Annotated in this window: 22 protein-coding genes; 13 read left to right on the top strand and 9 right to left on the bottom strand. The window is 39.2% G+C overall.

The genetic code is table 11. The features are described from left to right. Positions 1 to 12: 12 nt before the first annotated feature. Entirely contained in the window at positions 13 to 1,929 is a 1,917-nt protein-coding gene (locus tag ACF8D3_RS05060) for a transglycosylase SLT domain-containing protein (protein ID WP_392470522.1), read from the bottom strand. A gap of 291 nt (positions 1,930 to 2,220) precedes the next feature. Between ACF8D3_RS05060 and miaB the strand changes: the two genes are divergently transcribed. The 4 genes from miaB (at position 2,221) to ACF8D3_RS05040 (ending at position 5,650) form a co-directional block, all read left to right on the top strand. Then, the gene (gene miaB, locus ACF8D3_RS05055; RefSeq protein ID WP_312100137.1) at positions 2,221 to 3,672 is read left to right on the top strand and encodes a tRNA (N6-isopentenyl adenosine(37)-C2)-methylthiotransferase MiaB; all 1,452 of its coding nucleotides are present in this window, start codon (positions 2,221 to 2,223) and stop codon (positions 3,670 to 3,672) included. Between the two features lie 39 nt (positions 3,673 to 3,711). Further along, positions 3,712 to 4,794 carry a PhoH family protein gene (locus tag ACF8D3_RS05050; protein WP_004876747.1) on the top strand — a complete coding sequence of 361 codons (1,083 nt, stop codon included), beginning with the start codon at positions 3,712 to 3,714 and terminating at the stop codon, positions 4,792 to 4,794. A gap of 72 nt (positions 4,795 to 4,866) precedes the next feature. Then, complete coding sequence (ybeY, locus tag ACF8D3_RS05045; protein ID WP_007478879.1) at positions 4,867 to 5,352, top strand: rRNA maturation RNase YbeY; 486 nt, start codon at positions 4,867 to 4,869, stop codon at positions 5,350 to 5,352. A 10-nt stretch (positions 5,353 to 5,362) separates the two neighbouring features. Further along, positions 5,363 to 5,650 (top strand): antibiotic biosynthesis monooxygenase, encoded by a 288-nt coding sequence (locus ACF8D3_RS05040; RefSeq protein ID WP_061519407.1) that lies wholly within the window; start codon positions 5,363 to 5,365, stop codon positions 5,648 to 5,650. 81 nt (positions 5,651 to 5,731) lie between these two features. Here the strand turns inward: ACF8D3_RS05040 and fhuE are convergent, their stop codons facing one another. Next, a complete protein-coding gene (gene fhuE / locus ACF8D3_RS05035; RefSeq protein ID WP_392470502.1) occupies positions 5,732 to 7,891 on the bottom strand; it encodes a ferric-rhodotorulic acid/ferric-coprogen receptor FhuE in 2,160 nt (719 codons plus the stop codon). 286 nt (positions 7,892 to 8,177) lie between these two features. Next, positions 8,178 to 9,062, bottom strand: coding sequence for an energy transducer TonB (locus tag ACF8D3_RS05030; protein WP_023013224.1), 885 nt, complete (start codon positions 9,060 to 9,062; stop codon positions 8,178 to 8,180). Positions 9,063 to 9,305: 243 nt separating this feature from the next. Here ACF8D3_RS05030 and ACF8D3_RS05025 point away from each other — a divergent pair, with 243 nt between their 5' ends. The 3 genes from ACF8D3_RS05025 to ACF8D3_RS05015 all read left to right on the top strand — a co-directional run bounded on the left by ACF8D3_RS05025 (position 9,306) and on the right by ACF8D3_RS05015 (position 11,559). Next, positions 9,306 to 9,983, top strand: a complete 678-nt coding sequence (locus ACF8D3_RS05025) for a hypothetical protein (protein ID WP_004876741.1) — start codon at positions 9,306 to 9,308, stop codon at positions 9,981 to 9,983. A 195-nt stretch (positions 9,984 to 10,178) separates the two neighbouring features. Further along, the gene (locus ACF8D3_RS05020) at positions 10,179 to 10,895 is read left to right on the top strand and encodes a DUF3108 domain-containing protein (RefSeq protein ID WP_392470501.1); all 717 of its coding nucleotides are present in this window, start codon (positions 10,179 to 10,181) and stop codon (positions 10,893 to 10,895) included. Between the two features lie 88 nt (positions 10,896 to 10,983). Continuing rightward, entirely contained in the window at positions 10,984 to 11,559 is a 576-nt protein-coding gene (locus ACF8D3_RS05015; RefSeq protein ID WP_004876738.1) for a xanthine phosphoribosyltransferase, read from the top strand. Positions 11,560 to 11,617: 58 nt separating this feature from the next. On the opposite strand, the gene ACF8D3_RS05010 is transcribed toward ACF8D3_RS05015, so the two are convergent. Further along, positions 11,618 to 12,442 carry a YwqG family protein gene (locus tag ACF8D3_RS05010; protein WP_392470499.1) on the bottom strand — a complete coding sequence of 275 codons (825 nt, stop codon included), beginning with the start codon at positions 12,440 to 12,442 and terminating at the stop codon, positions 11,618 to 11,620. A 172-nt stretch (positions 12,443 to 12,614) separates the two neighbouring features. Here ACF8D3_RS05010 and thyA point away from each other — a divergent pair, with 172 nt between their 5' ends. From thyA to msrA, 5 genes are all read left to right on the top strand, one after another. After that, a complete protein-coding gene (gene thyA / locus ACF8D3_RS05005) occupies positions 12,615 to 13,457 on the top strand; it encodes a thymidylate synthase (protein ID WP_312100153.1) in 843 nt (280 codons plus the stop codon). 20 nt (positions 13,458 to 13,477) lie between these two features. Beyond that, positions 13,478 to 13,987: a dihydrofolate reductase gene (locus ACF8D3_RS05000; RefSeq protein WP_392470497.1), complete on the top strand. Its 510-nt coding sequence runs from the start codon at positions 13,478 to 13,480 to the stop codon at positions 13,985 to 13,987. A gap of 19 nt (positions 13,988 to 14,006) precedes the next feature. Then, positions 14,007 to 15,062: a DUF4105 domain-containing protein gene (locus ACF8D3_RS04995; RefSeq protein ID WP_392470495.1), complete on the top strand. Its 1,056-nt coding sequence runs from the start codon at positions 14,007 to 14,009 to the stop codon at positions 15,060 to 15,062. A 126-nt stretch (positions 15,063 to 15,188) separates the two neighbouring features. Further along, positions 15,189 to 15,665, top strand: coding sequence for an META domain-containing protein (locus ACF8D3_RS04990; protein ID WP_392470493.1), 477 nt, complete (start codon positions 15,189 to 15,191; stop codon positions 15,663 to 15,665). 102 nt (positions 15,666 to 15,767) lie between these two features. Next, complete coding sequence (gene msrA, locus ACF8D3_RS04985) at positions 15,768 to 16,292, top strand: peptide-methionine (S)-S-oxide reductase MsrA (protein ID WP_004876728.1); 525 nt, start codon at positions 15,768 to 15,770, stop codon at positions 16,290 to 16,292. A gap of 52 nt (positions 16,293 to 16,344) precedes the next feature. Here msrA and ACF8D3_RS04980 read toward each other — a convergent pair whose 3' ends face one another. From ACF8D3_RS04980 to ACF8D3_RS04960, 5 genes are all read right to left on the bottom strand, one after another. After that, a complete protein-coding gene (locus tag ACF8D3_RS04980; RefSeq protein WP_004876726.1) occupies positions 16,345 to 16,749 on the bottom strand; it encodes a biopolymer transporter ExbD in 405 nt (134 codons plus the stop codon). 1 nt (position 16,750) lies between these two features. Beyond that, a complete protein-coding gene (locus ACF8D3_RS04975) occupies positions 16,751 to 17,371 on the bottom strand; it encodes a MotA/TolQ/ExbB proton channel family protein (protein WP_004876724.1) in 621 nt (206 codons plus the stop codon). A gap of 39 nt (positions 17,372 to 17,410) precedes the next feature. Continuing rightward, positions 17,411 to 18,154 carry an energy transducer TonB gene (locus ACF8D3_RS04970; protein WP_061518574.1) on the bottom strand — a complete coding sequence of 248 codons (744 nt, stop codon included), beginning with the start codon at positions 18,152 to 18,154 and terminating at the stop codon, positions 17,411 to 17,413. 247 nt (positions 18,155 to 18,401) lie between these two features. Continuing rightward, the gene (purU, locus tag ACF8D3_RS04965; protein WP_004876720.1) at positions 18,402 to 19,265 is read right to left on the bottom strand and encodes a formyltetrahydrofolate deformylase; all 864 of its coding nucleotides are present in this window, start codon (positions 19,263 to 19,265) and stop codon (positions 18,402 to 18,404) included. Positions 19,266 to 19,349: 84 nt separating this feature from the next. Next, the gene (locus tag ACF8D3_RS04960) at positions 19,350 to 20,048 is read right to left on the bottom strand and encodes a TetR/AcrR family transcriptional regulator (protein WP_004876718.1); all 699 of its coding nucleotides are present in this window, start codon (positions 20,046 to 20,048) and stop codon (positions 19,350 to 19,352) included. 120 nt (positions 20,049 to 20,168) lie between these two features. On the opposite strand from ACF8D3_RS04960, the gene ACF8D3_RS04955 reads away from it, so the two are divergent. After that, positions 20,169 to 21,623: a coniferyl aldehyde dehydrogenase gene (locus tag ACF8D3_RS04955; RefSeq protein WP_004876716.1), complete on the top strand. Its 1,455-nt coding sequence runs from the start codon at positions 20,169 to 20,171 to the stop codon at positions 21,621 to 21,623. The last annotated feature ends 60 nt before the right edge of the window (positions 21,624 to 21,683 follow it).

Genomic DNA, 21,683 nt, shown 5'->3' with positions numbered 1-21,683 from the left:
CATCTTTGTGCCTTAAGGTGTATTACGCACAGGAATTGTGCTCATACGTTTTTCAAGGGATTGCGGCCCCTGCCCAAGTAGCACTCCATAATGTGTTGCATTGGTCATGACATGTTTAACGTAATCACGCGTTTCAAGCAAAGGAATAGACTCTGTGTACTGATCAGCAGCCATCGTTTGAAAATCAGGCTGCCAACGGCGTGCTCGATTTGGGCCAGCGTTATAACCTGCTGTTGCAAGTACAGCATTGCCATTTAACTGACTTTGAATCATTGAAAGATAATATGTTCCATAACGGATATTGGTGTTCATTTCACTTAATGCCGCAGGGTTATAAGTTTCACCCATCTGACGCGCAACAAGTTTTGCCGTATTTGGCATGATTTGCATCAAACCACCAGCACCTACATGCGAACGTGCAGAAGTAACAAATCGACTTTCTTGGCGCATTAAACCATACGCCCAAGCGGGATCAATACCAGCATTGTAACTATGACTCGTCACATTACTACGATGCGGTGTAGCGTAGCGATAAGTATCGTTATGCTTTGATGTCGTACGATCCGCAGCATAAATAGCACGATCATACCACCCCATATCATGCGCGCGTTTGGCTGCTGCTAATAGTAGACCATCGTCATGTTGCAAATACGCCTGACGAACTGCCCAGTTCCATTCACGATTGGTATAACTTGCAGGCGCATTAATATCTCTTAATGCAAACGCACGTCTAAAATGAATATTTTGATTTAAGCGCTGTGCATCCTGAGCAGAAGGCTGCTCATTGTAAGGCTGATGGTTATAACGCTCACCAATACGATCTTTGGCAAGTAAGTTATGATAATCATCGCCACTTTGCGCTAGTTTGCGATAAATCTGTTGCGCGGCTTGCTTAGATGCTGCGTCAGAACGTTGCTCAGATGCACGTGCTAACCAATATTGCCAACGATCTTCTTGCTTTTGTGTCACTGACATCGCATCAATCGCTCGAATCAGACTTTCCCATGCACCAAAACGAATGGATTGACGAGCGTAAATCTCAGCTTCTTCAGGACTAAATGGATAACCATAACTTTGATCAAATGCATTCAGCACTTCACGATTAAAATTATTCTTCATTACCGTCGTACCACCAACATAACCAACGGTACGATATAAATATTTTTGAACAGCTTGTGGCGTATCTTGTGCCGCTCGCTGCACATTGCCAAGCGCATTGGTTAAGTCGTTATCAGCTATACGACCTAATGCAAAAATCAAATACGCATAATCAGCATCATTGGACTTAGGTGCATTCCAAATATATTCCAATGGATTGGATTGAATCTGATTGAGTTGAGCTAAAGATAAACTCAACCTCATAGTTTGTGCGGTTGCAATTGCTTGTCCAGACTGCCCAGCACGCAATAAAACCCACAAGCGCTGTTGACGATCTTGCGCTGTCATCAACGGACTCGACAACATCATTCGACCTAAACCTGTGCAAGATTCTGGCTGTGAGTCAGTCGCTAACCATACATCTTTATATTCAGCATAAACTAAAGCATCACCTGTTTGAGCGCGGACTTGAGCAACGGCACAACTTTCCGCCTGATCAGGATTAGTGACATAAGATAATACGGGCTTTGCTTCACTGAAATTTGCTTGTTTTACTTTTTCCTCAACATAATCAGCCGATAATTTTTCTGCCATTGCTGATTGAGGGTAACGTTGTGCAAAACTAATAATTGAAGCAGCAGGTTGAAATCCAAGATTACTATTCAGTTTCCAATATTCTGGATAATATCCCAACACGTCATTTTGCATTTCATATTGATATTGATCGAGCAATGCCATATTGCTTGAATTTGCTGCACGCAGAGCATCATTGAATTGTTCGTCCAAGGCATAAACAGATGAACATGCAATCACACCACTCGCCGCCAACATACGACGGAAGCTTTTCTTATTATTCAATTTACGGGTAACGCTACTTATAAAATTATGTTGCTTGTTCATCTTCATCAATACATTTGCCTAATTTCGCCCTGCGATTATAGTTTAATAAGTCTAGCTTCTTACAATTGTTGTGTTATGTAACTTGCTGATTCATATTCATTAAAATTCACGTAATTTCATCCACAAAGTGTCCATTTTTGTCAGTTTTTTATTCTCTGCGCACATCAAAAAATACTGCTATAATCCGCGGTTTGTCTCAACCCACCTTGTTTAGGAGCCTGCATGACGGTTCAAACATTCATTCCAAGTGCTACACAAGCTGCCTCAGAAAACACTGTCACCCAGCCAACGCACACCACTGATGTTTCAATGAAAAAGCTATATATTGAAACGCAAGGGTGTCAGATGAATGAGTATGACAGTCATCGTATGGCAGATTTATTAGGCGATTCTCATGGTTACGTACTTACCACGAATCCTAATGAGGCCGACATTTTATTGATGAACACTTGCTCGATCCGTGAGAAAGCACAAGAGAAAGTGTTTAGTGAACTCGGTCGCTGGCGTAAATTAAAAGAACAAAATCCAGAATTAGTCATCGGTGTCGGTGGCTGTGTTGCATCACAAGAAGGTGACAACATTCAAAAACGTGCGCCTTACGTGGATATGGTTTTTGGCCCACAGACTTTGCACCGCTTGCCGCAAATGTTAGATCAACATCATTCACAGGTTGAAAAGCCCAAGAAAGAAAAAATCAAATTAGTTGATATTTCATTCCCTGATATTGAGAAGTTTGACTTCTTACCTGAACCTCGTGTTGAAGGTTTTAAAGCATTCGTTTCGATCATGGAAGGTTGCTCTAAATACTGTTCATTCTGTGTTGTTCCTTACACTCGTGGTGAAGAGGTTTCTCGCCCATTAGATGATGTATTGGCAGAAATCGCGGGTCTTGCTGAAAAAGGTGTTCGTGAAATCAGCTTACTTGGTCAAAACGTAAATGGTTATCGTGGCGAAACTTTTGAAGGTGGTATCTGCACATTCCCTGAATTATTACGTTTAGTTGCGGAAATTCCGGGGATTGGTCGCTTGCGTTACACCACGTCTCACCCGCTCGAATTTTCTGATGACTTGATTCAATGCTACCGTGATTTGCCACAAATGGTTTCTCACTTGCATTTACCAGTACAAAGTGGTTCAAACGATGTGTTACAGGCAATGAAACGTAACCATACTATTGATGTTTATATTGATAAAATTGCCAAGTTACGCAAAGTACGCCCAGATATGCATTTATCGAGTGACTTTATTATTGGTTTCCCTGGTGAAACTGATGCACATTTTGCTGAAACATTACAGTTCATCAAAGATTTAGATTTCGATCATTCTTACAGTTTTGTTTATTCAAAGCGTCCGGGTACCCCTGCTTCTGAACTTCCAGATGCCACGCCTGAGCAAGTCAAAAAAGACCGTTTGGCTCAAGTACAACAAGTCATTAAACAGTCAAGTATTGATAAAACTGATGCGATGCTCGGTAAGATCGAACGTGTACTGATTGAGAAAGTATCGGATAAAGATCCGAACGTTTTAATGGGTACAGCTGACAATACACGTTTAGTTACGTTTATCGGTGATGCAGCGTGGGTCGGACGTTTCGCAGAGATTGAGATTACTGAAATCAAAACTTTAAATTTAGTTTATGGAGAACTCTTGAATCTTGAACCTGACGTGGCGTAATGTAAGGGTATTCTTACAAGTCAACAAAAAGGGTTTCTCTTGACTGCAGCGATTCGACGTACAGTAACGTTCCCTGAGATTTCAATGGAACGTTTAAAAAGCATGCTCGGTGCGTATAACGGGCATTTAAAACAAATCGAACAACGTTTAGATGTCAAAATTACTCACCGAGGCGATGCTTTTTATCTAGACGGTGATATGGAAGCGGTCGAAAGAGCCGAAGCTTTGCTGCAGCGGCTCTATCAAGAATCAGAAATTTCGTCACAAATCAGTGCGGACTTACTGCACCTCATGATTCAGTCTTCGCAAACTGAACGTAACTTCGAATTGGTTGGCGAAGAAATGGATGAATATGATGCGCCAATTGATGTCTACTTTCAGACGCGCAAAGGGCGCATCAATCCACGCGGCGCAAATCAAAAGCGCTATGTCCAGCGTATTTTGCAAAGTGATATTTCCTTTGGCGTCGGCCCTGCTGGGACAGGTAAAACTTATCTAGCTGTTGCTGCAGCTGTCGATATGTTAGAACGCAATGAAATCCAACGTATTCTACTGGTACGCCCTGCAGTTGAAGCGGGTGAAAAGCTTGGCTTTTTGCCGGGTGACTTAACTCAAAAAATTGACCCTTATTTACGTCCTCTCTACGATGCACTCTACGAAATGCTTGGTTTTGAAAAAGTTGCAAAACTGATTGAACGCCAAGTGATCGAGGTTGCACCTCTTGCCTATATGCGTGGTCGTACGTTGAATCATTCTTTCGTTATTCTGGATGAAGCACAAAATACTACACCAGAACAAATGAAAATGTTCCTCACTCGATTGGGCTTTGGCTCGCGTGCGGTCATTACTGGAGATGTAACACAAGTCGATTTACCTCGCGGACAACAATCGGGTTTAGCCCATGCGCTACGTGTACTTGAAAACGTACATGAAATTCATATCACACGTTTCCATTCCCGAGATGTTGTACGTCATCAACTGGTTCAAAAAATTGTTGAAGCTTATGAAGGCTGGGATAGCGAGCAGCAACGTATGTCTGCTGAAGCACGAGCTGAACGCAAAGCAAAACAAGAAGCATTGGTTGCAGAAAATGATTCTGCTGCTGATGCTCAACACTCTTAGAAAACCTCCTCAATCCCCCTTTTATGGTGATGCTTTAGTCGCATTTTAGGGGGAAGATTTTAAGGATCTATTTTGAAAATCAATTTAAGTCTACAACAGGACTTTCAAGCATCTGAACTGCCACTCAAACGTGGTCAAATCAAAAAAAATATCGAAACTGCATTACGCCATGTTGGTTTCGATGTGGATTGTGAAATCGGCATTGCTTGTGTTGATCTTGCTGAAAGTCATGAGCTCAACTTGCAGTATCGTGAAAAAGATAAACCAACAAATGTATTATCCTTTCCAAGTGATATTCCTGAGGAAATGTTATCTCTGCTTGATGCTGAACCACTGGGTGATTTAGTGATTTGTATTCCTGTTGTCTTACAAGAAGCAATTGAACAGCAAAAAACAGCAACTGATCATTTTACCCATTTATTGGTTCACGGTATTTTGCATCTCTTAGGTTATGACCATGAAACTAGTGAAGCTGATGCAGAAGAAATGGAAGCTTTAGAAATCGAAATCTTAAAGAAACTTGGTGTTGCAAATCCATACCAAGCGGATGAGATCTAGTAGGAATACTATGTATATCGTTATTTTCAAAGCTGAAATCAAAAAATTAGATTCTGATTACACAGAGATGGCTCAGAAATTAAGAGATAAAGCTTTAAATGAATACAATTGTATAAAGTTTGAAGCGTGTAGTGAAAATGGTTTTGAAATCGCGCTTTCTTATTGGAAAGAACTTAATGATATACAACGTTGGCATCTCGATACTGAACATCAAATCGCACAGCGCTTGGGAAAAGAAAAATGGTACCAAAACTTTAGCGTTGAAATCTGTAAATTAGAGCGTGCTTATCATAGCTAATCTAATTGTGAATAAGATCAAACTTATCCACAATTTAATAAAAAACGGCTTGTATTAAGCCGTTTTTTATTTCACAGGATCTTAAAATTGATAACGTAAAGTGAGTGTTGCATTACGTGGTGCACCTTGGGTGATCTGTCCATACGCAGGGAAAACACCATAATATCCTTTATCAAATACATTATTGACATTCAATTGCGCGGAAAAATCTTTATTAATTTTATATTTTGCCATCAAATTAACTAAAGCATATGAACCTTGCTCAATTCTAGGATTTGCTCCTGCTGGTGCATTACTAGCGATCACATAAGTATCACTTTGCCAATTTACCCCTCCACCAACACTTAGATCACTCCACTTTCCTGGAAGTTGATAGGAAGTATAAGTTTGAATCAATTTACGAGGAAGTTGAGTATTAATATCAGCATCATTAACATCTGTTGCTTTATATTGACTATAACCAGCGGTTACATTCCAGTTTGGAGTCACTTGTCCACTAACTTCTAGCTCAAAGCCTTTACTTTCAGCACCTTTCGCAGCCTTATAATATGTTTCTAAAGTCCCATTTGGTCTTTGTATTTGCCCTACTGCTTGTGCGAGGTTATCTTGTTTAATATCGAATAAAGCTAAAGAGCCATTCAAACGATTATCAAACCAAGATGACTTTAAACCGATTTCGGTACTATTCCCCTTAATCGGATCAAGATAATTATTATTGAAATCTCTTTGATCTTGCGGCTGGAAAATACTCGTATAGCTAGCATAAGCTGAGTAATTCTGATTAATGTCATAAATCAATCCAGCATAAGGAATAAATTCGTGTTCATATTTAATCTTACTCGCAGTTGAACCTAAATCTTTCTCATAATCTGTAACACGACCACCAATAATTAACTTTAGCGGATCGAGTAAAGATAGTTGAGTTGCTGCAAAAATCGCATTTTGCTTTACGGTATAACTTTCTGAAGGTGTCCATGCACTCCAAATAGGCTCTGGAAGCGAAGCATTCCAATCATAAATACTGCCCACGGCTTCAGTTGTACCAGATCGACCTAATGCTTCAAACTCTTGATTTGAATATTGATAACCAACTACAGCTTTATGATCGCGACCAAACAAATTAAATACCCCATCTGTTTGCAAGGTGATATTGTCTTGATCGACATTCACCTTATACGAACCAGCAAAACCAGATAAACCTAAACCTGTGGTTTTGTCAGGATTGCCAGAAACATAAAATAATTTTGACTCAGCCTCTCTTTTGCCATGAGCATAAGAAAGCTTCAAATTCCAATCGTCATTAATTTTTTGAGTTAAATCTGCAAACCAATTGGTGTACTTCACATTCCAACGTGTCCAATCCTGCGTTGTTGTTGCACTTTTCGATAAATGAGTTCGCGAACCATCACTAAAGAAAACAGGTAAGCCTCCCCACATTGGACCACGAGGGTCATCCTCTTGATAACTGACTCCTGCTGAAAGTAAAGTTGACTCAGTTAAGTCAGCCTCTCCTGTCAGTAACAGCGTTAAACGCTCTTTACTCAATAAATCGGTAAAACTGTCACCTTGCTCATATTGTGCAACCGCACGCCCACGTAGTGATCCCGAATCATTCAAACTATTCGCAATATCACCCATAACACGATAATTATTCCAACTCCCTCCACTTACTTCGATATTTGCAGCAGGCTCTTTACTCGTAGCGCGCTTACGAGCCATATTTATCGCAGCAGAAGGATTCCCAGCACCAGTCGTTAATCCTGTTGCTCCACGTACTACCTCAATATGATCATAAATTGCCGTACTAGAAAAAATCTCTCCAGAAGACCAAGGTAAGGAATATGTTGTAGGTATTCCATCAATAATATAGTTATCAACAACAAAACCACGCGAATACAAACCACCACGATTTGTTTCATAACGGTTTACCGTAATACCCGTTACATTTTCAGCGACCTCAACTAAAGTTGTTAGCCCTTGATCTTGCATACGTTGTTGGGTTACAACCGAAACAGATTGAGGAATTTCTTTTAAAGTCAAATTTAAAGGTAATGCAGTCGACGATTTTTCTACTGTATATGCTTGTTTTAAATTTTCACTTTCCGCTTGTATTTTAATAGTTGGCAACTGAGCAGTACTTTCTGTACTTGACTCAGCGTAAGCAACTGACGGTAAAAGTACAGCCATAGCCAATACCAGTGGATGTGTTTTAAATACTTGTCTCGATGGAAGTTTATGCATGCCAATAGATCCTTATCGCAAGGTCAAAAGATTTGAAAGCCACCACACCTCGCTCCCCCACAAGAAAAATTCTAAAAAGCAGGATGTACAGATTTCAAAGAAGATTGAACAAAAAATGTATTGCAAATGATAATTATTTTTATTATCAATTCAAGTTAATAAAATTAAAAATAATTCATTGTTTTTTAATTATTAAAATTTAATCTAACTAATATTAAAAATTATATTTATGATTTTTAATGCTTTTTATTTCTAAATTTCACAATAGCAAATTCCAATAAGCAAATTAATGTACTTCAAATTCAGCATCAACAGGATCAAAACGCCATGTACGAATAATTCGCAATTCAGAAATGTCTTTCATATTGGCATCAAAATGTCCAAACGGTGCACCACGACGAACAGAAGCTTTAGCTGCTTCATCTAAAATAGAATGACCCGAACTTTCAATTAAGCGAATCGCTCGAATTCCACCTTGCGCATTTAGAATCACCATTAAGCGAACTTCACCAGCGAGTCGTTGCTGTTTCGCCTCATCTGGATAATAACGGTTACCATATAGTTCTACTTTTTGGCGGAATTTATCAAGATAAGCCGCTGAAGCATCTTGTTTAGCCTGAATGCCATCCACTGTTTTAATGCGTTGCTTACGGCTAAAATTTTGCTGACGTTGTAAATACTGCGCTTCTAAACTTGCGACCATCGCAGCTTTTGCTTGGAACTGGCTTTGTAAATCATCCAAAGCTTTTTTACGTTCAGTTTCTTCTGACTGCTTTTGCCAACTGAGCACAGTCATTAAAACTTTTTCTTCAAATTTTAATTCACGTTTCTGCTGTATCTTTTCCAAACTTTCTAGTTCAGTCTCACCTGTAGTCGCATCTGCTTGCATCGGTGAAGGCATATCACTCGACATCCGATGTGCTTCACGGAAATCACCCGAACCTTTTTGATCGGCTTGTGCAAGAAAATCAGCATCTTTCACTTTGTCTTGACTTGTACGGACGGTGACTGCAATTTCTTTAGTCGAGGTATCAGACGGCGATGGCATACCAAACTGAATCGCAAGCACAGCTCCATGCAGCAGCATTGCAACCGTAACAGCTCCTACAAAGATTGGATCTTGCCACCAATGAGGAGATAGTTCAGAACGAAAATTTATTTTATTCCACATGCGATTTAAGCGACAAAAATGTCCCTTCCCCAACGGTGGCAACCGTATAAAAACCAAACCAATATTCAAAAAATTACAAAAATGTGATCCACTTATATTTACAGTGTGTCCATACCATCATTTTATGAAAATGTAGCAATTAATTTTGCTACACTGCAAGTCAGAAATTTATTTTTATTTTTTAGTGAATACAAAGATCGTGACGCCGTTATCTAAAACACTTCACTTTCTGGAACAACTTTTATGCAAACGCTAATTTCATCTGTTGTTAAACGTCTACGAAAAGTTTACCTAAAAGCAGAAGAATTCATCGAAGAAGAAAGAGAATTTTCGCTTTCACAAGTTTTTGTGAACGCAACGATGGAACGCTATGTCGTTGAGAAAGTTGAGATCATCAAAGATCTACATGCAGACCTTTATGATGGCTGGCTACGCCTTTACGCTACAATTGATGTAAAAGGTTTACACACCACTTTATCTGTTGATTTAAAACTTCTTCAGATGGAAATGAACAAAGATGTGCAATTGATGGTCTTTGAACAAATCAGCAACACCCAAGTCATCGAAGCTGAATTCAAAAACATTTTTCAAAAATGGGGCTTTTATATTGCGATTTGGTATTTTCAAAAGTTTAAAGATGAAGATCCTTTAGGCAAAATTCTAGAACATTTTGAAGTTGTCACAGTAAAAGATGAATTGCTCTATCTTGATCTCAATCGCTGGTTTAGCAAGAAACCAAGCATTATTGAGACTTTAAGCAAAGTTCATGTTAATCGTGCCCGAGTACGCCCTGCTGAATTAATCGTTTGGGGGAATGTCAACCTTGCGGCTATTTTGTCCCCCTCAAATCATGAGTATGACGATGATGAATTAGATGACACCGTTGTCACCCCAATTCAGCAAAAAGACCCCAAAAAATAATTTTCCAAGTTTTGAGTGGCTTTTAAGTTTCCAATTGATGCCACTCAGCTCATCATCTTCATGATTTATACGAAAAATTAACAAGCGCTTAGTAAAAAACCTGATCTTTTCTTCATAATCTACAGGCATAATAACTAATAATCGTAATGATAAATGAATGATTTATTTGAATGGTCGTTCAAAGGATATAGTGTTATGACAAAGAATTTATCAAAAGCTCTAGGTATTACTACAGCGACTTCTGCTGTAATTTTATGTGCAAGTTTATCTAGTCATGCATTTGCAATGGCGCCGTTCCAAGCGAGCTACCAATTTAGCTATAACAATAAAAACCTAGGTTCAGCGACACGTACGCTTTCTCAGCAAGGAAATAATTGGACATACAAGTTTGCTGCAAAAGCAGGTGGTATTGCCTCGGCAACAGAAACCAGCCAATTTAATTTTGCCAATAACAAAATTACGTCGCAGAAATTTACACGTAGTAGCAAAATCTTAATTCACAACAACACGATGAATATCAACTTCAATCCAAGCAATAAAACAATTAGTACGCAAAAAGATGATCAGAAACGTTCATTTGCTTGGCAAGCTGGTGTTTTGGATGAGCTTAATGCAGAGCTACAAGTTCGTGAAGATTTGAAAAATGGAAATACGCTGCAAACCCGCTATTTTATTGCGGATGCGAAAGCAGTAGACGAGCGTCGTTTCGTCAAACAAGGCACTGAGAACGTTAAAACTAGTTATGGGACATTTAACACCATTAAAGTTGTTCTTTTACACGACAAACCTGAGCGTAATACAATTTTCTGGTTAGCGCCAAAACTTGATTATTTACCCGTCAAAGTGACACATAATGATGGTAAATCTTCATATGGTTTATTATTGACTGGCTATTCAGGCAAAACAAACTAAGCATCTGGTCAATTTTGGCTTGCAATTTTTCGGATGCTTTTTAAAATATGCCTTTGCTTAAACAAGCATCCGATTAGAGGATTCTCCCGTGTACGCTTTAGAACAGAAAATCTTAAATGAAGGTATCGTTCTATCAGATCAGGTTTTAAAAGTTGATGCTTTCCTAAACCACCAAATTGACCCTGTATTAATGCAACAGATCGGCAAAGAATTTGCTGCTCGCTTTAAGGATGCAGGGATCACTAAAATTATTACAATCGAAGCTTCAGGCATCGCTCCAGCAATTATGGCTGGTTTAGAGCTTGGTGTTCCTGTAATTTTTGCTCGTAAATATCAGTCATTGACACTGAAAGATGATCTTTACCGTTCTAAAGTGTTCTCGTTTACTAAACAAACTGAAAGTACGATTGCAATTTCTAACAAGCATATCAACTCAAGCGACAAAGCACTTGTGATTGATGACTTCTTAGCAAATGGTCAAGCTGCTTTAGGCTTAATTGACTTGATTCATCAAGCTCAAGCTGAAGTGGTTGGTGTTGGTATTGTGATTGAAAAATCGTTCCAACCAGGTCGCGATGTATTACTTGAAAAAGGTTACCGCGTTGAATCTTTAGCACGCGTTAAATCTTTAACTGATGGCAAAGTAACATTTGTGACTGAATAAAAATCTGAGTTTAGTCTCAAAAAGCGGATGATCATTTCATCCGCTTTTTTATTGAAAATTAACAACAATCCCAATTATATAAAACTTTGGAAAAATCTCGCTTCTTTAGATCCTCTGGGTGAATAAAGAAATTCCCTACCCCCGAATCGCCCCACATAATCTCGTTTTCAGCATCATCCGTATCCAATTGGAAAAGTAAAATATAATCTTGCACCTTTTCATTATAGTGACGTGGATCTGTTTGGGTAAAATAAGGATACCCCCCTAAACGATGGCCAGTTGCGGAAACAAACTCATTATAGGGTTCAATAAAATCATCTTCGAAATCGCCACCTTCAAATTGCTCTTCAAAATCGTAAAGCTCATCAACACCCAAGACTTTCTTTCCAAAAGCAAAATCCTCAAGACTAATTAATTGCTCAGTACGCTGGAATTCAATCGAGTATTGTCCTGCAAAAGGCAAATAATCAGCTTCGCTCAACTTGATATCAGAAAAATCTTGCTTTAATTGTTTCACATCTTCAATCACCTGATCAAAATATAAAACCTTAAAACCAGACTGCTGTTGCTGATCATCAAAGTTCATCCCATACAAATCATCAGTCGCAATATAAAACTGTAAAATGCCCTGACTTGGGAAATTAGGTAAGTTCGGAATTTCAGCAAAATTAAACTGTGCCAATAACGCCAGTGGATTGCCATTCGAGTCGATAGGATAAGTAGTATCCAAAGGTAAATACGGTTTTCCCCCAATCTTACTTTGCCATACAGTCAAAGCATCGTTTGGACTGAGCTGTAGGGATACCGTTGGCAAAATTGTGGCTGTAATTTTTTCTAGATATGGACGTAAAGTAGCCGGTAAATTCTCAGGTTGAAGATTCATTTTGTTGGTTGTCCATGTACTTATTTATAGAACTTAATATAAAACAACTAGCTAAACTAAAATAGAGAACAAAGTCTGTGCTACGACAGTTAGTGTCGCTCAATTGCCACATTATTTATCACATAAATTCTGATAAGATTAGCCCGATAAAAATTTGCGATTAGGAATCACGATGCGCACTTACTTAGACCTTTTACAACATATCCTAGACAACGGCGGCAACAAAGGCGACCGTACTGGTACAGGAACACGTTCAGTATTTGGTCATCAAATGCGTTTTGATTTATCTAACGGCTTCCCACTACTCACCACAAAAAAAGTACATTTCCGCTCAATCGTCATTGAACTACTTTGGTTTCTTAAAGGTGATACCAATGTTCAATACTTAAAAGACAATAAAGTGACGATTTGGGATGAATGGTCTACAGCAGAACAAACTGCTCGCTTTGGTCGCCCTGAAGGCGAACTTGGACCTGTGTATGGCCATCAATGGCGTAATTTTGGCGCGACACAAAATGAAGACGGCAGCTATCAACAAAATGGCTTCGATCAAATCAAATGGCTTGTCAATGAAATCAAGACCAATCCCAATTCACGTCGTCTAATCGTTTCTGGTTGGAACCCAAATGAAGCAGGTAAAGTGGCATTACCGCCTTGCCATACGTTGTTCCAATTCTTCGTACAAGACAATAAACTCTCATGCCAATTGTATCAACGCAGTGCTGATGTATTCCTAGGTGTTCCATTTAATATTGCGAGTTATGCCCTACTTACGCATATGATTGCGCAAGTATGTGGTTTGGGTGTTGGTGACTTTGTCTGGACAGGTGGCGATACACATTTATATGCCAACCATTTTGAACAGGCACAATTACAACTTAGCCGTGAGCCGCTACCGTTGTGTCAATTAAAATTAAATCCTGAGATCACTGATATTTTCGACTTTAAATTTGAAGATATTGAAATCGTAGGATATGAATCACACCCAGCGATCAAAGCACCTGTTGCAGTTTAAGTAGATTAGAGAGAAAACATATGACATGGCAAGGCACTGAAGTTGTTCACGTAGTTGCAATGGATAAAAATCGCTGTATCGGCAAGGGAAATGCATTGCCGTGGCATATCTCTGCTGACTTAAAACACTTCAAAGCCATTACCCAAGGTGGCGTAGTAATCATGGGTCGTAAAACTCTCGAATCAATGGGACGTGCTCTGCCGAATCGTGTAAATTGGGTGATTACTCGTGACACCGAATGGCAGTTTGATGGTGTTAAAGTTGCACATACAATCGAAGATGCAATGAATGGTGCACTTACAGACGCACAACACGCAGAGAAAGCGTCATTATTTATTATTGGTGGTGGAGAGATTTTCACACAAACCCTTGCGATTGCAGATCGACTTGAATTAACGCATGTTGACCTAGATGTACAAGGCGATGCGCATTACCCGCAAATCTCTGAGGATTTCAAGAAAGTAAACTCAGAACAGCAGATTGATGAAAAATCGAATATAAGCTTTGAGTTTGCGACCTACCAAAAATAAAAATGGATCGCGTAACACCATGCATAACATTGGATCACGAGAGTTTTTTATTGCTTTAGGTATCGGGCTTTTACATAGTCTATTTACCTTGTTCGTGGTCCTTTCAAGCTTTTGGCTATGTCTTGCTCTGTGGATTCAACAACCTCTTGGCGCTCTTCTCAGCCGTATTACGATTATTCTTTGGAGCTTATTTGCACTCAGCCTGATTGGTGTTTACGTCAGTGGACACCTGATTAGCCGGCGTACTGATATCATTATTTATTGCTGTGCTTTTGCTCTTGCATTGATTTGGTATTTTTCTTTAGATGCAAGACAAGATCGAGACTGGGATCCAGAAGTTGCAGAACAACTCAGTTATGAAAAGCATGGCGATACAGTAACACTTCACAATGTCCGCAATTTTAACTGGCATGCCGATGGCAGCTATGACATCCGCTGGGAAGATCGTACTGTTGATTTAAATAAAATCACAGGTGTGAATGTAATTACCTCCTACTGGATGGGACCACAAATTGCACACACGTTGGTCAGTTTTGATTTTTCGGATCAAAAACCATTAGTGTTTTCTATTGAGATACGTAAAGAAAAAGGTGAAGCGTTTTCGGCAATCGGTGGCTTTTTTCGAAAGTATGAACTTAGCTTAGTTGCATCGGACGAAAAAGATATCGTCTATACACGTAGCAATATTCGCCATGAACAAGTCTATTTATTTCCAATAAAAATGCCTGCAACAGAACGCAAAGCATTATTTATTGAGTATTTACACCAAGCCGATGAGTTACGAGCAGAAGCGAAATGGTACAACACCCTAACCAGTAACTGTACAACGCTTGTTTTCGACATGGTACAAGCCATTAATCCTCAACGTCTACCAAAAGACTATCGCCTCCTTGCTTCGGGTTATTTACCTAATTATCTATACGACCTTCAGGCACTTAATCAAAGTGTGAGTATGAAAGAATGGTATCGCTTAGCGCATATCAATCCCCGTGCAGAAAAATATGATCAGCAGTCCAATCAAAGTAGTGAATATTTTTCAAAAACGATTCGTGTTGGATTGCCAAAAACTGAGTGATTTTTCAACTAATTTTATTAAAATCATCTTAAATTTTACAAAAGGATACTGAAAGCTCTACTCGTGTTCATGCTTTTTTATTTAAATAATAATCATAGAAACACAACAATTTGGATTTTAAATCTTATGTTAAAAACATTATTAACATCTTGTACTTTAGCGGTTGCAGTTGTCATGACAGGTTGTGCGACAACCGATTCCCTTCAGACCTCACCACAAGCGTCTCAAAAAGAAAGTATTGATCTGTACAATCGTACTTGGATTGCAACACAGATTAATGGCGTTGAAGTAAAAAGTAATGATCTTTCAAGTAAACGGCCTGCTATTCAATTTGATGCAAAAGAAAAACGTTTCTTTGGTGCAGATGGTTGTAACCAAATCCGTGGTAGCTTTGAAAGTCAAGGCTCTATCTTACGTCTAGGGCCAATTGCATCAACCATGATGGCATGTATCGGTAATGATAACAGTACGCTTTCTCGCCAGTATGCAAATGCTTTAGCAAGTACGACAAATTATGAGCTTAAAGGTCATGAACTGAAATTCCTTGATGCTTCAGGTCGTGTTTTAGTCACTTTTGTGACCGTCATTCAGCCTTTGCCTTAATTTCTTCATAAAAGTAAAAGCTCGTTTCAAACACGGGCTTTTACTTTTTGAGGACTTCGTTTACTTTATTGGTATTCTTAAAATTAAAAATTGGGGAGTTTTATGCAACAAGCATTATTTGGTGGTGGTTGTTTTTGGTGTGTAGAGGCTGTATTTCTACAACTTAAAGGCGTTGAAAAAGTCGTAAGCGGTTATGCTGGTGGCATTAATCAAAACCCGACCTATGAACAAGTTTGCCAAGGTACCACTCAACATGCTGAGGTTGTCTTAATTGATTTTGATGAGCAGCAGATTAGTTACACTCAACTGTTGAATGTATTTTTTACAACACATGATCCAACAACACTAAACCGCCAAGGCAATGATATTGGTACCCAATATCGATCAGTTGTTTATTACTTCAATGAAGAACAAAAGCAACAAGCTGAGCAAATCATTCACAGCTTAGAAGATGAAGGGCTCAATATCGTAACGGAACTTAGCCCTGTACCAACCTTCTACCCTGCTGAAGAATATCACCAAAACTTTTATGCGCGGAATCCTTCACAAGGTTACTGTAACTTCAGCATTCCACCAAAGCTTTCAAAATTGCGCTCTAAATACCTTGATCTACTCAAAGCAGATTAAGCATAAAAAAAGCAACTCGCATCGAGTTGCTTTTCCTTTGTATTTCTTAATGTTAGTTTTCACTAACAAAAGCAATATCACTTAAACCAGCTTCACTGGCGCGAGACATCACTTGTGCAACCGTATCATATTTTGATTCTTTATCTGCACGTAATTGCACAGTCGGCTTATTCTCTGCTTGACCCGCTTCTTGAAAACGCTTTTCTAGCTCTTCTAAGCTAATAATCTTCGCATCCCAAGCAACCTCACCATTTTGATTAATACTAATCGTAATCGCTTTTGGTGGTGGATCAACAATTTCAGCAGTGGTTTTTGGCAAACTTAATGGAATTGATGGGTTAGCAACCGTTGCTGTGACTAAAAAGATAATCATCAATACCAACATAATGTCGATCAGAGGAATGAGATTCATCTCATTCATGCCACTGTCGTGGTCTTCACCCAATTGAAAGCCCATTTTAAGCTTGACCTCCAACTAAACTTTGTTGAGTTGCTTTAGTTTCTGTCTTTGCCGTTGTTTCTTGCTGCAACATAGTATCAATTAACAAGCTATGTGCTTGGTCTTGCAAGTCATGCGCTAAACCACGATTGAAACGTACACAAATGTTGTAAGCCAATACTGCTGGAATCGCAACCGACAAACCTAAACCCGTCATGATCAATGCTTCACCAACAGGTGTTGCAACTTGAGCTAAACCTGCCTGACCACTCGTACCTACAGCGACAAGGGCATGGAAAATACCCCAAACTGTACCAAACAACCCGACAAATGGTGCAAGCGAGGCAATTGTTCCAAGAACCGAAACACCTTTTTCTGCTTGAGATTTTTCAGCAGAGATTTGACGAAGAAGTGCTTGTTCAGCAACTGCTTTACGCTGCTCAAAAGTCAACGGCTGCAACTTAGCTTTTAATCCAGCCAAAGCTTGAGCAAGTTGAGCATAAGCCTGTTGTTTTAATTGGCGAGTTCCTAATAAGCGCAGAACAAAAATTGTCCATGTCGCAATCGACATTGCTAGAAGGATGAAATACAGCGTTTTACTTACTGCATCTGCGTGTTGCCAATAAACTGAAAAGTTCATATACGAACTCCTGATCTAATCTGTCTCAAGGACTCAAATTCAAGGATTAAACTCAAATGGTTGCTCTGTACGAATCGGATAAGCAATACCATCTTCCTTATAAGGTTTAAATTTTGCACCTTTTACGGCACGTAAAGCTTTTTCATCTAAAGTAGGTAAACCACTACTACGCGTAATACGTGCAATAGTTACCCGACCCTTTTCATCTGCCTCAATATAAACAGTGATTAAGCGTGTTTGATTTTCTAAATCTTTTGGCGTAAACGATAACTTTGGAGAACGACTCCATTGAATACCAGAACCACCAATAGAAACACGTTTAGGTGATGGATCTGCAGCAGGTTGTGGCTTTTGAACCACTGGTTCAGGCTGAGGTTTTTCAACAACTTTTTCAGTTACAACTGTCGTCGTTACCTTAGTTTCAATCTTTGGCTCAGTCTTTTGAACCACTTGCTTTGGTATTTCAGTTTTAACTTGCTGCACCTTTTCAACTTTCTTAGGTGGCGGCAATGGCTTCTCAACCACCTTAACTTCTTTCACTTCCTTTTTAGGCTCAGGTTTAGGCTGTTCCTTTGGTTTTGGAGGTGCTTCTTTAGGTGGTTCTTTAATCTTGACGAATTTAACCTTTAACGGCTCTTTCTCGATTGGTTTTAGCTCAATCGGCTTCATGTGGCTAACAGCCCACAAAACTCCTACATGTCCAATCACAACCGCAACAAGGGCAGTGATGATTTTCTTTTTCATCGAGTGTGGTGTGTTGAATGTCGCAGGAGATTGACTCATAAGAATCTAAGTACCTATATAGATGGTGACGTTCCTATAAAGTAAAAAACGATTTCACTCATCGGATAGAACAATGAAAGTGCCGTAATAATAAATGAGAAGTGTTTTCATTTGCAACTATTTTTTGTGATGGTGACTAAATTTATTGCTCAAACCACACTCAGCACAAACAAATGTTATAACATAACAATAATAGCATAAAAAAAGCATGCTGATTTAGCATGCTTTTTTATCGAGTATTTACTCGTTAGAAAACTACTGTTTTATTGCCATCAACAATAATACGGTCTTCTAAATGCCATTTCACAGCGCGTGCTAACACATTACGCTCAACATCTTCACCAAGCTCACGTAATTGCTCGACGTTATAATCATGGCTTACGCGCTCAACGTCCTGCTCAATAATTGGGCCTTGATCTAGATCAGCAGTGACATAATGTGCAGTTGCACCAATCAGCTTCACACCTTTTTCATAAGCTTGCTTATAAGGATTTGCACCAACAAAAGCAGGCAAGAATGAATGGTGAATATTAATAATCTTCATTTCCCATTGCGAAACAAAATCTTCACTTAGAATTTGCATATAACGCGCAAGGATCAACAAATCATTACCTTGCATCATGTCATTGATTTGTGCATAAGCTTCGACTTTGTTGTCTTTATTCACAGGTACAACATGGAACGGAATACCAAAATTCTCAACCGCTTCACGTAAATCAGGATGATTAGAAACAACCTGTGTAATCTCACATGGCAATGAACCACGCGCGTGACGCCATAACAGCTCTAAAAGTGCATGATCGACTTTAGAAACCAAAATACCGACTTTTTTCAGTTCATTGACGAAAGTCAATTTCCACTGCATTTCATAACGTTCAGCAACATTTGCGGCAAATGTTTGCATCAACGCTTCTTTACGAGACTGCAAATGATCAAGTTCAAATTCAACACGCATGAAGTAACGTCCGCCTTGAGCTTCTGTCGCGTATTGATCAAGTGCGGTAATGTTTGCTCCCTGATGATACAAAAAGCTCGATACAGCTTGCACGATCCCCGGCTTGTCTTCACAAGTAATCAGTAATCGTGCTGTATTGGCAGTAGTCGTGTTCATGTGGTTAATATCACTTATTCAAATCAAATTAAAATCAAGCCGAGCATTCTAGCCCTTTTTTGCCTCAGACTAAATAGCTAAGGACTACTCGTCGTCATTTTTAAGATTAGATAAGCTTGCAAATAACTCTGATGGGCCAAGCGACTTCAATAATTGCTCATAAGTTTGACGGCTTTCACCCATCAAATATGGACCCTCTAAGAACACCATTTGACGCAACGCCTGCCAAACCCACTTTTCCTCTAAGCGATTATTATCGCTAATATGACCTGACATATACAAAAAGTTAGTCCAGTTGGTTAAGACGATCCACAAGTTGATGATCAATGCTTCGATTTCAGAATCTGTCATTTTCATCAAACCCGCATCAACGAAAGCACGATAAATCCGTTGACCTTGTTGCATCACTTGCCCAGCAAAACGTGGGTAAATTTTTCTAAAGTCTTCATTATTTTCAACTAGATGATAAACATCACGATGAATAAAACGATAAGCCCATAATTGATTACTCAATACTTGGAAATAACTAATTTTATCGTTGGCATTCAATGGGCGATCAGTAGGTAATGCCAGCATTTCCAGTGTTTCCGCCTGATACTGCTGCGCCAACTCTTTAATAATTTCTTGCTTGTTACGAAAGTGATAATACAAATTGCCAGGGCTAATACCTAACTCAGCAGCAATATGATTTGTCGTGACTGAGCGTTCACCTCGCTCATTAAACAACTGCAAACTGATCTGCAAAATTCTATCTTTTGTTTTGTTTGGCTTAGCTTGTGACATTGAATTAACCATCTATAACATTATCAATAGGTTATAAAACAAACCTATAAAGCGACTTGACACTTTAGAGTATTTACTCTAAAAATTAAAAAATAATAAGCTTTCTTTTGGTCCACTCCTATGAACAGTCAAACAAAAACAACCGCTATGACACCTCATGTTGATGTGAAACGGCTACATGATTTGCTTGAGCAGCAAAAAGCGGCTTACCAACGCCATCCTGTACCGAGCGCAAAAGAACGTATTGAACGCTTAGCTCGACTTAAAAATATCTTGGTAAAGTATCAAGATCAATTTGCTAACGCAATTAGTCAAGATTATGGCAATCGTGCAGTGATGGAAACCAAAATTGGTGAAGTTCTTACTTGTTTAGAGCATATCAAATACTATAGCAAGAACTTAACCGAATGGATGAAACCATCTAAACGCCATATCAGCATGTTACACCAACCAGCAAAAGGCTGGGTAGAATATCAACCACTTGGTGTTATTGGTGTGATTGCACCTTGGAATTATCCATTGTTGCTTTCTGTTGGCCCATTGATTTGTGCATTGGCTGCAGGTAACCATGCCATGATTAAAATCTCAAGTGCATCATCGAACTTTGGTTATGTACTTGAAAATGCACTTTCTGAAGCATTTCCTCAAGAACTCGTTGCCGTTGTAAATGGTGGTGGTGCAATTTCAGACGCATTTAGCCATCTTGCTTTCGATAAAATGATTTTCACAGGCTCTACCTCTGTTGGTAAAACAGTGATGGCCGCTGCTGCTCAAAACCTTGTTCCTGTCATTTTAGAACTAGGTGGAAAATCACCTGCTCTCGTTCATTCTGCAATGAACATTCGTGATGTTGCACAACGTATCGCTGTAGGTAAACTCTGGAATGCAGGTCAAACATGCGTTGCACCTGACTATATGTTCCTACCTAAAGGTAAAACTGCTGAGTTCACTAAGCACTATAATGACTTTGTGAATACGATGTACCCAACGCTACGTGATAATAAAGACTACACTTCTATTGTTAATGACAAGCAGTACAATCGCTTACAAGGTTATTTAGAGGACGCTCAAGCTCAAGGTGCAAATATTGTTGAGCTAAATAACAAAAAAGAGTCATTGACTGACGTTCGTAAGATTGCCCCAACCTTATTAACAGATGTAACGACTGACATGGAAATCATGAAGAATGAAATCTTCGGTCCTATTCTGCCAATTTTAGAATACGAACATATCGAAGATGCAATTCAATTCATCAATAGTCGTCCTCGTCCATTAGCATTCTATTATTTTGATATCGACAGCGCACGTGCAGAATATGTTGCAAGCCGCACTCATTCAGGTCACTTCGGGATTAACCAAACATTGACCCACGTTGCGCAAGATGATCTTCCATTTGGCGGTATCGGTGCATCTGGAATGGGTAAATATCACGGCAAAGAAGGTTTCTTTAGCTTCTCACACGAACGCTCAATGATGTCAAATCCTGTAAGTCCTAAACTTTACAGTTTAAAATTCATCCTTCCGCCGTATAATAAAGCGATGCATAAAGTGCTTTTAAAAACACTATTCCGCTAAGCTGATCAAGGCATGATCTATCACACTAGATCATGCCCTGTTTTTACCAAATTCGCTTGT

The sequence above is a fragment of the Acinetobacter sp. YQ_14 genome, assembly GCF_043102985.1.
GTDB lineage: Bacteria > Pseudomonadota > Gammaproteobacteria > Pseudomonadales > Moraxellaceae > Acinetobacter > Acinetobacter venetianus.
The sequence above is the reverse complement of the archived record's forward strand: the minus strand, read 5'-3'. Positions and strand labels throughout refer to the sequence as shown.

Excerpts from the sequence above, each read along its gene's own strand:
- ACF8D3_RS05060 (WP_392470522.1), bottom strand. The coding sequence starts at position 1,929 with ATGTTGGCGGCGAGTGGTGTGATTGCATGTTCATCTGTTTATGCCTTG.
- miaB (WP_312100137.1), top strand. The coding sequence starts at position 2,221 with ATGACGGTTCAAACATTCATTCCAAGTGCTACACAAGCTGCCTCAGAA.
- ACF8D3_RS05040 (WP_061519407.1), top strand. The coding sequence starts at position 5,363 with ATGTATATCGTTATTTTCAAAGCTGAAATCAAAAAATTAGATTCTGAT.
- fhuE (WP_392470502.1), bottom strand. The coding sequence starts at position 7,891 with ATGCATAAACTTCCATCGAGACAAGTATTTAAAACACATCCACTGGTA.
- ACF8D3_RS05030 (WP_023013224.1), bottom strand. The coding sequence starts at position 9,062 with ATGTGGAATAAAATAAATTTTCGTTCTGAACTATCTCCTCATTGGTGG.
- ACF8D3_RS05025 (WP_004876741.1), top strand. The coding sequence starts at position 9,306 with ATGCAAACGCTAATTTCATCTGTTGTTAAACGTCTACGAAAAGTTTAC.
- ACF8D3_RS05020 (WP_392470501.1), top strand. The coding sequence starts at position 10,179 with ATGACAAAGAATTTATCAAAAGCTCTAGGTATTACTACAGCGACTTCT.
- ACF8D3_RS05010 (WP_392470499.1), bottom strand. The coding sequence starts at position 12,442 with ATGAATCTTCAACCTGAGAATTTACCGGCTACTTTACGTCCATATCTA.
- thyA (WP_312100153.1), top strand. The coding sequence starts at position 12,615 with ATGCGCACTTACTTAGACCTTTTACAACATATCCTAGACAACGGCGGC.
- ACF8D3_RS05000 (WP_392470497.1), top strand. The coding sequence starts at position 13,478 with ATGACATGGCAAGGCACTGAAGTTGTTCACGTAGTTGCAATGGATAAA.
- ACF8D3_RS04995 (WP_392470495.1), top strand. The coding sequence starts at position 14,007 with ATGCATAACATTGGATCACGAGAGTTTTTTATTGCTTTAGGTATCGGG.
- ACF8D3_RS04990 (WP_392470493.1), top strand. The coding sequence starts at position 15,189 with ATGTTAAAAACATTATTAACATCTTGTACTTTAGCGGTTGCAGTTGTC.
- msrA (WP_004876728.1), top strand. The coding sequence starts at position 15,768 with ATGCAACAAGCATTATTTGGTGGTGGTTGTTTTTGGTGTGTAGAGGCT.
- ACF8D3_RS04980 (WP_004876726.1), bottom strand. The coding sequence starts at position 16,749 with ATGGGCTTTCAATTGGGTGAAGACCACGACAGTGGCATGAATGAGATG.
- ACF8D3_RS04975 (WP_004876724.1), bottom strand. The coding sequence starts at position 17,371 with ATGAACTTTTCAGTTTATTGGCAACACGCAGATGCAGTAAGTAAAACG.
- ACF8D3_RS04970 (WP_061518574.1), bottom strand. The coding sequence starts at position 18,154 with ATGAGTCAATCTCCTGCGACATTCAACACACCACACTCGATGAAAAAG.
- purU (WP_004876720.1), bottom strand. The coding sequence starts at position 19,265 with ATGAACACGACTACTGCCAATACAGCACGATTACTGATTACTTGTGAA.
- ACF8D3_RS04960 (WP_004876718.1), bottom strand. The coding sequence starts at position 20,048 with ATGTCACAAGCTAAGCCAAACAAAACAAAAGATAGAATTTTGCAGATC.
- ACF8D3_RS04955 (WP_004876716.1), top strand. The coding sequence starts at position 20,169 with ATGAACAGTCAAACAAAAACAACCGCTATGACACCTCATGTTGATGTG.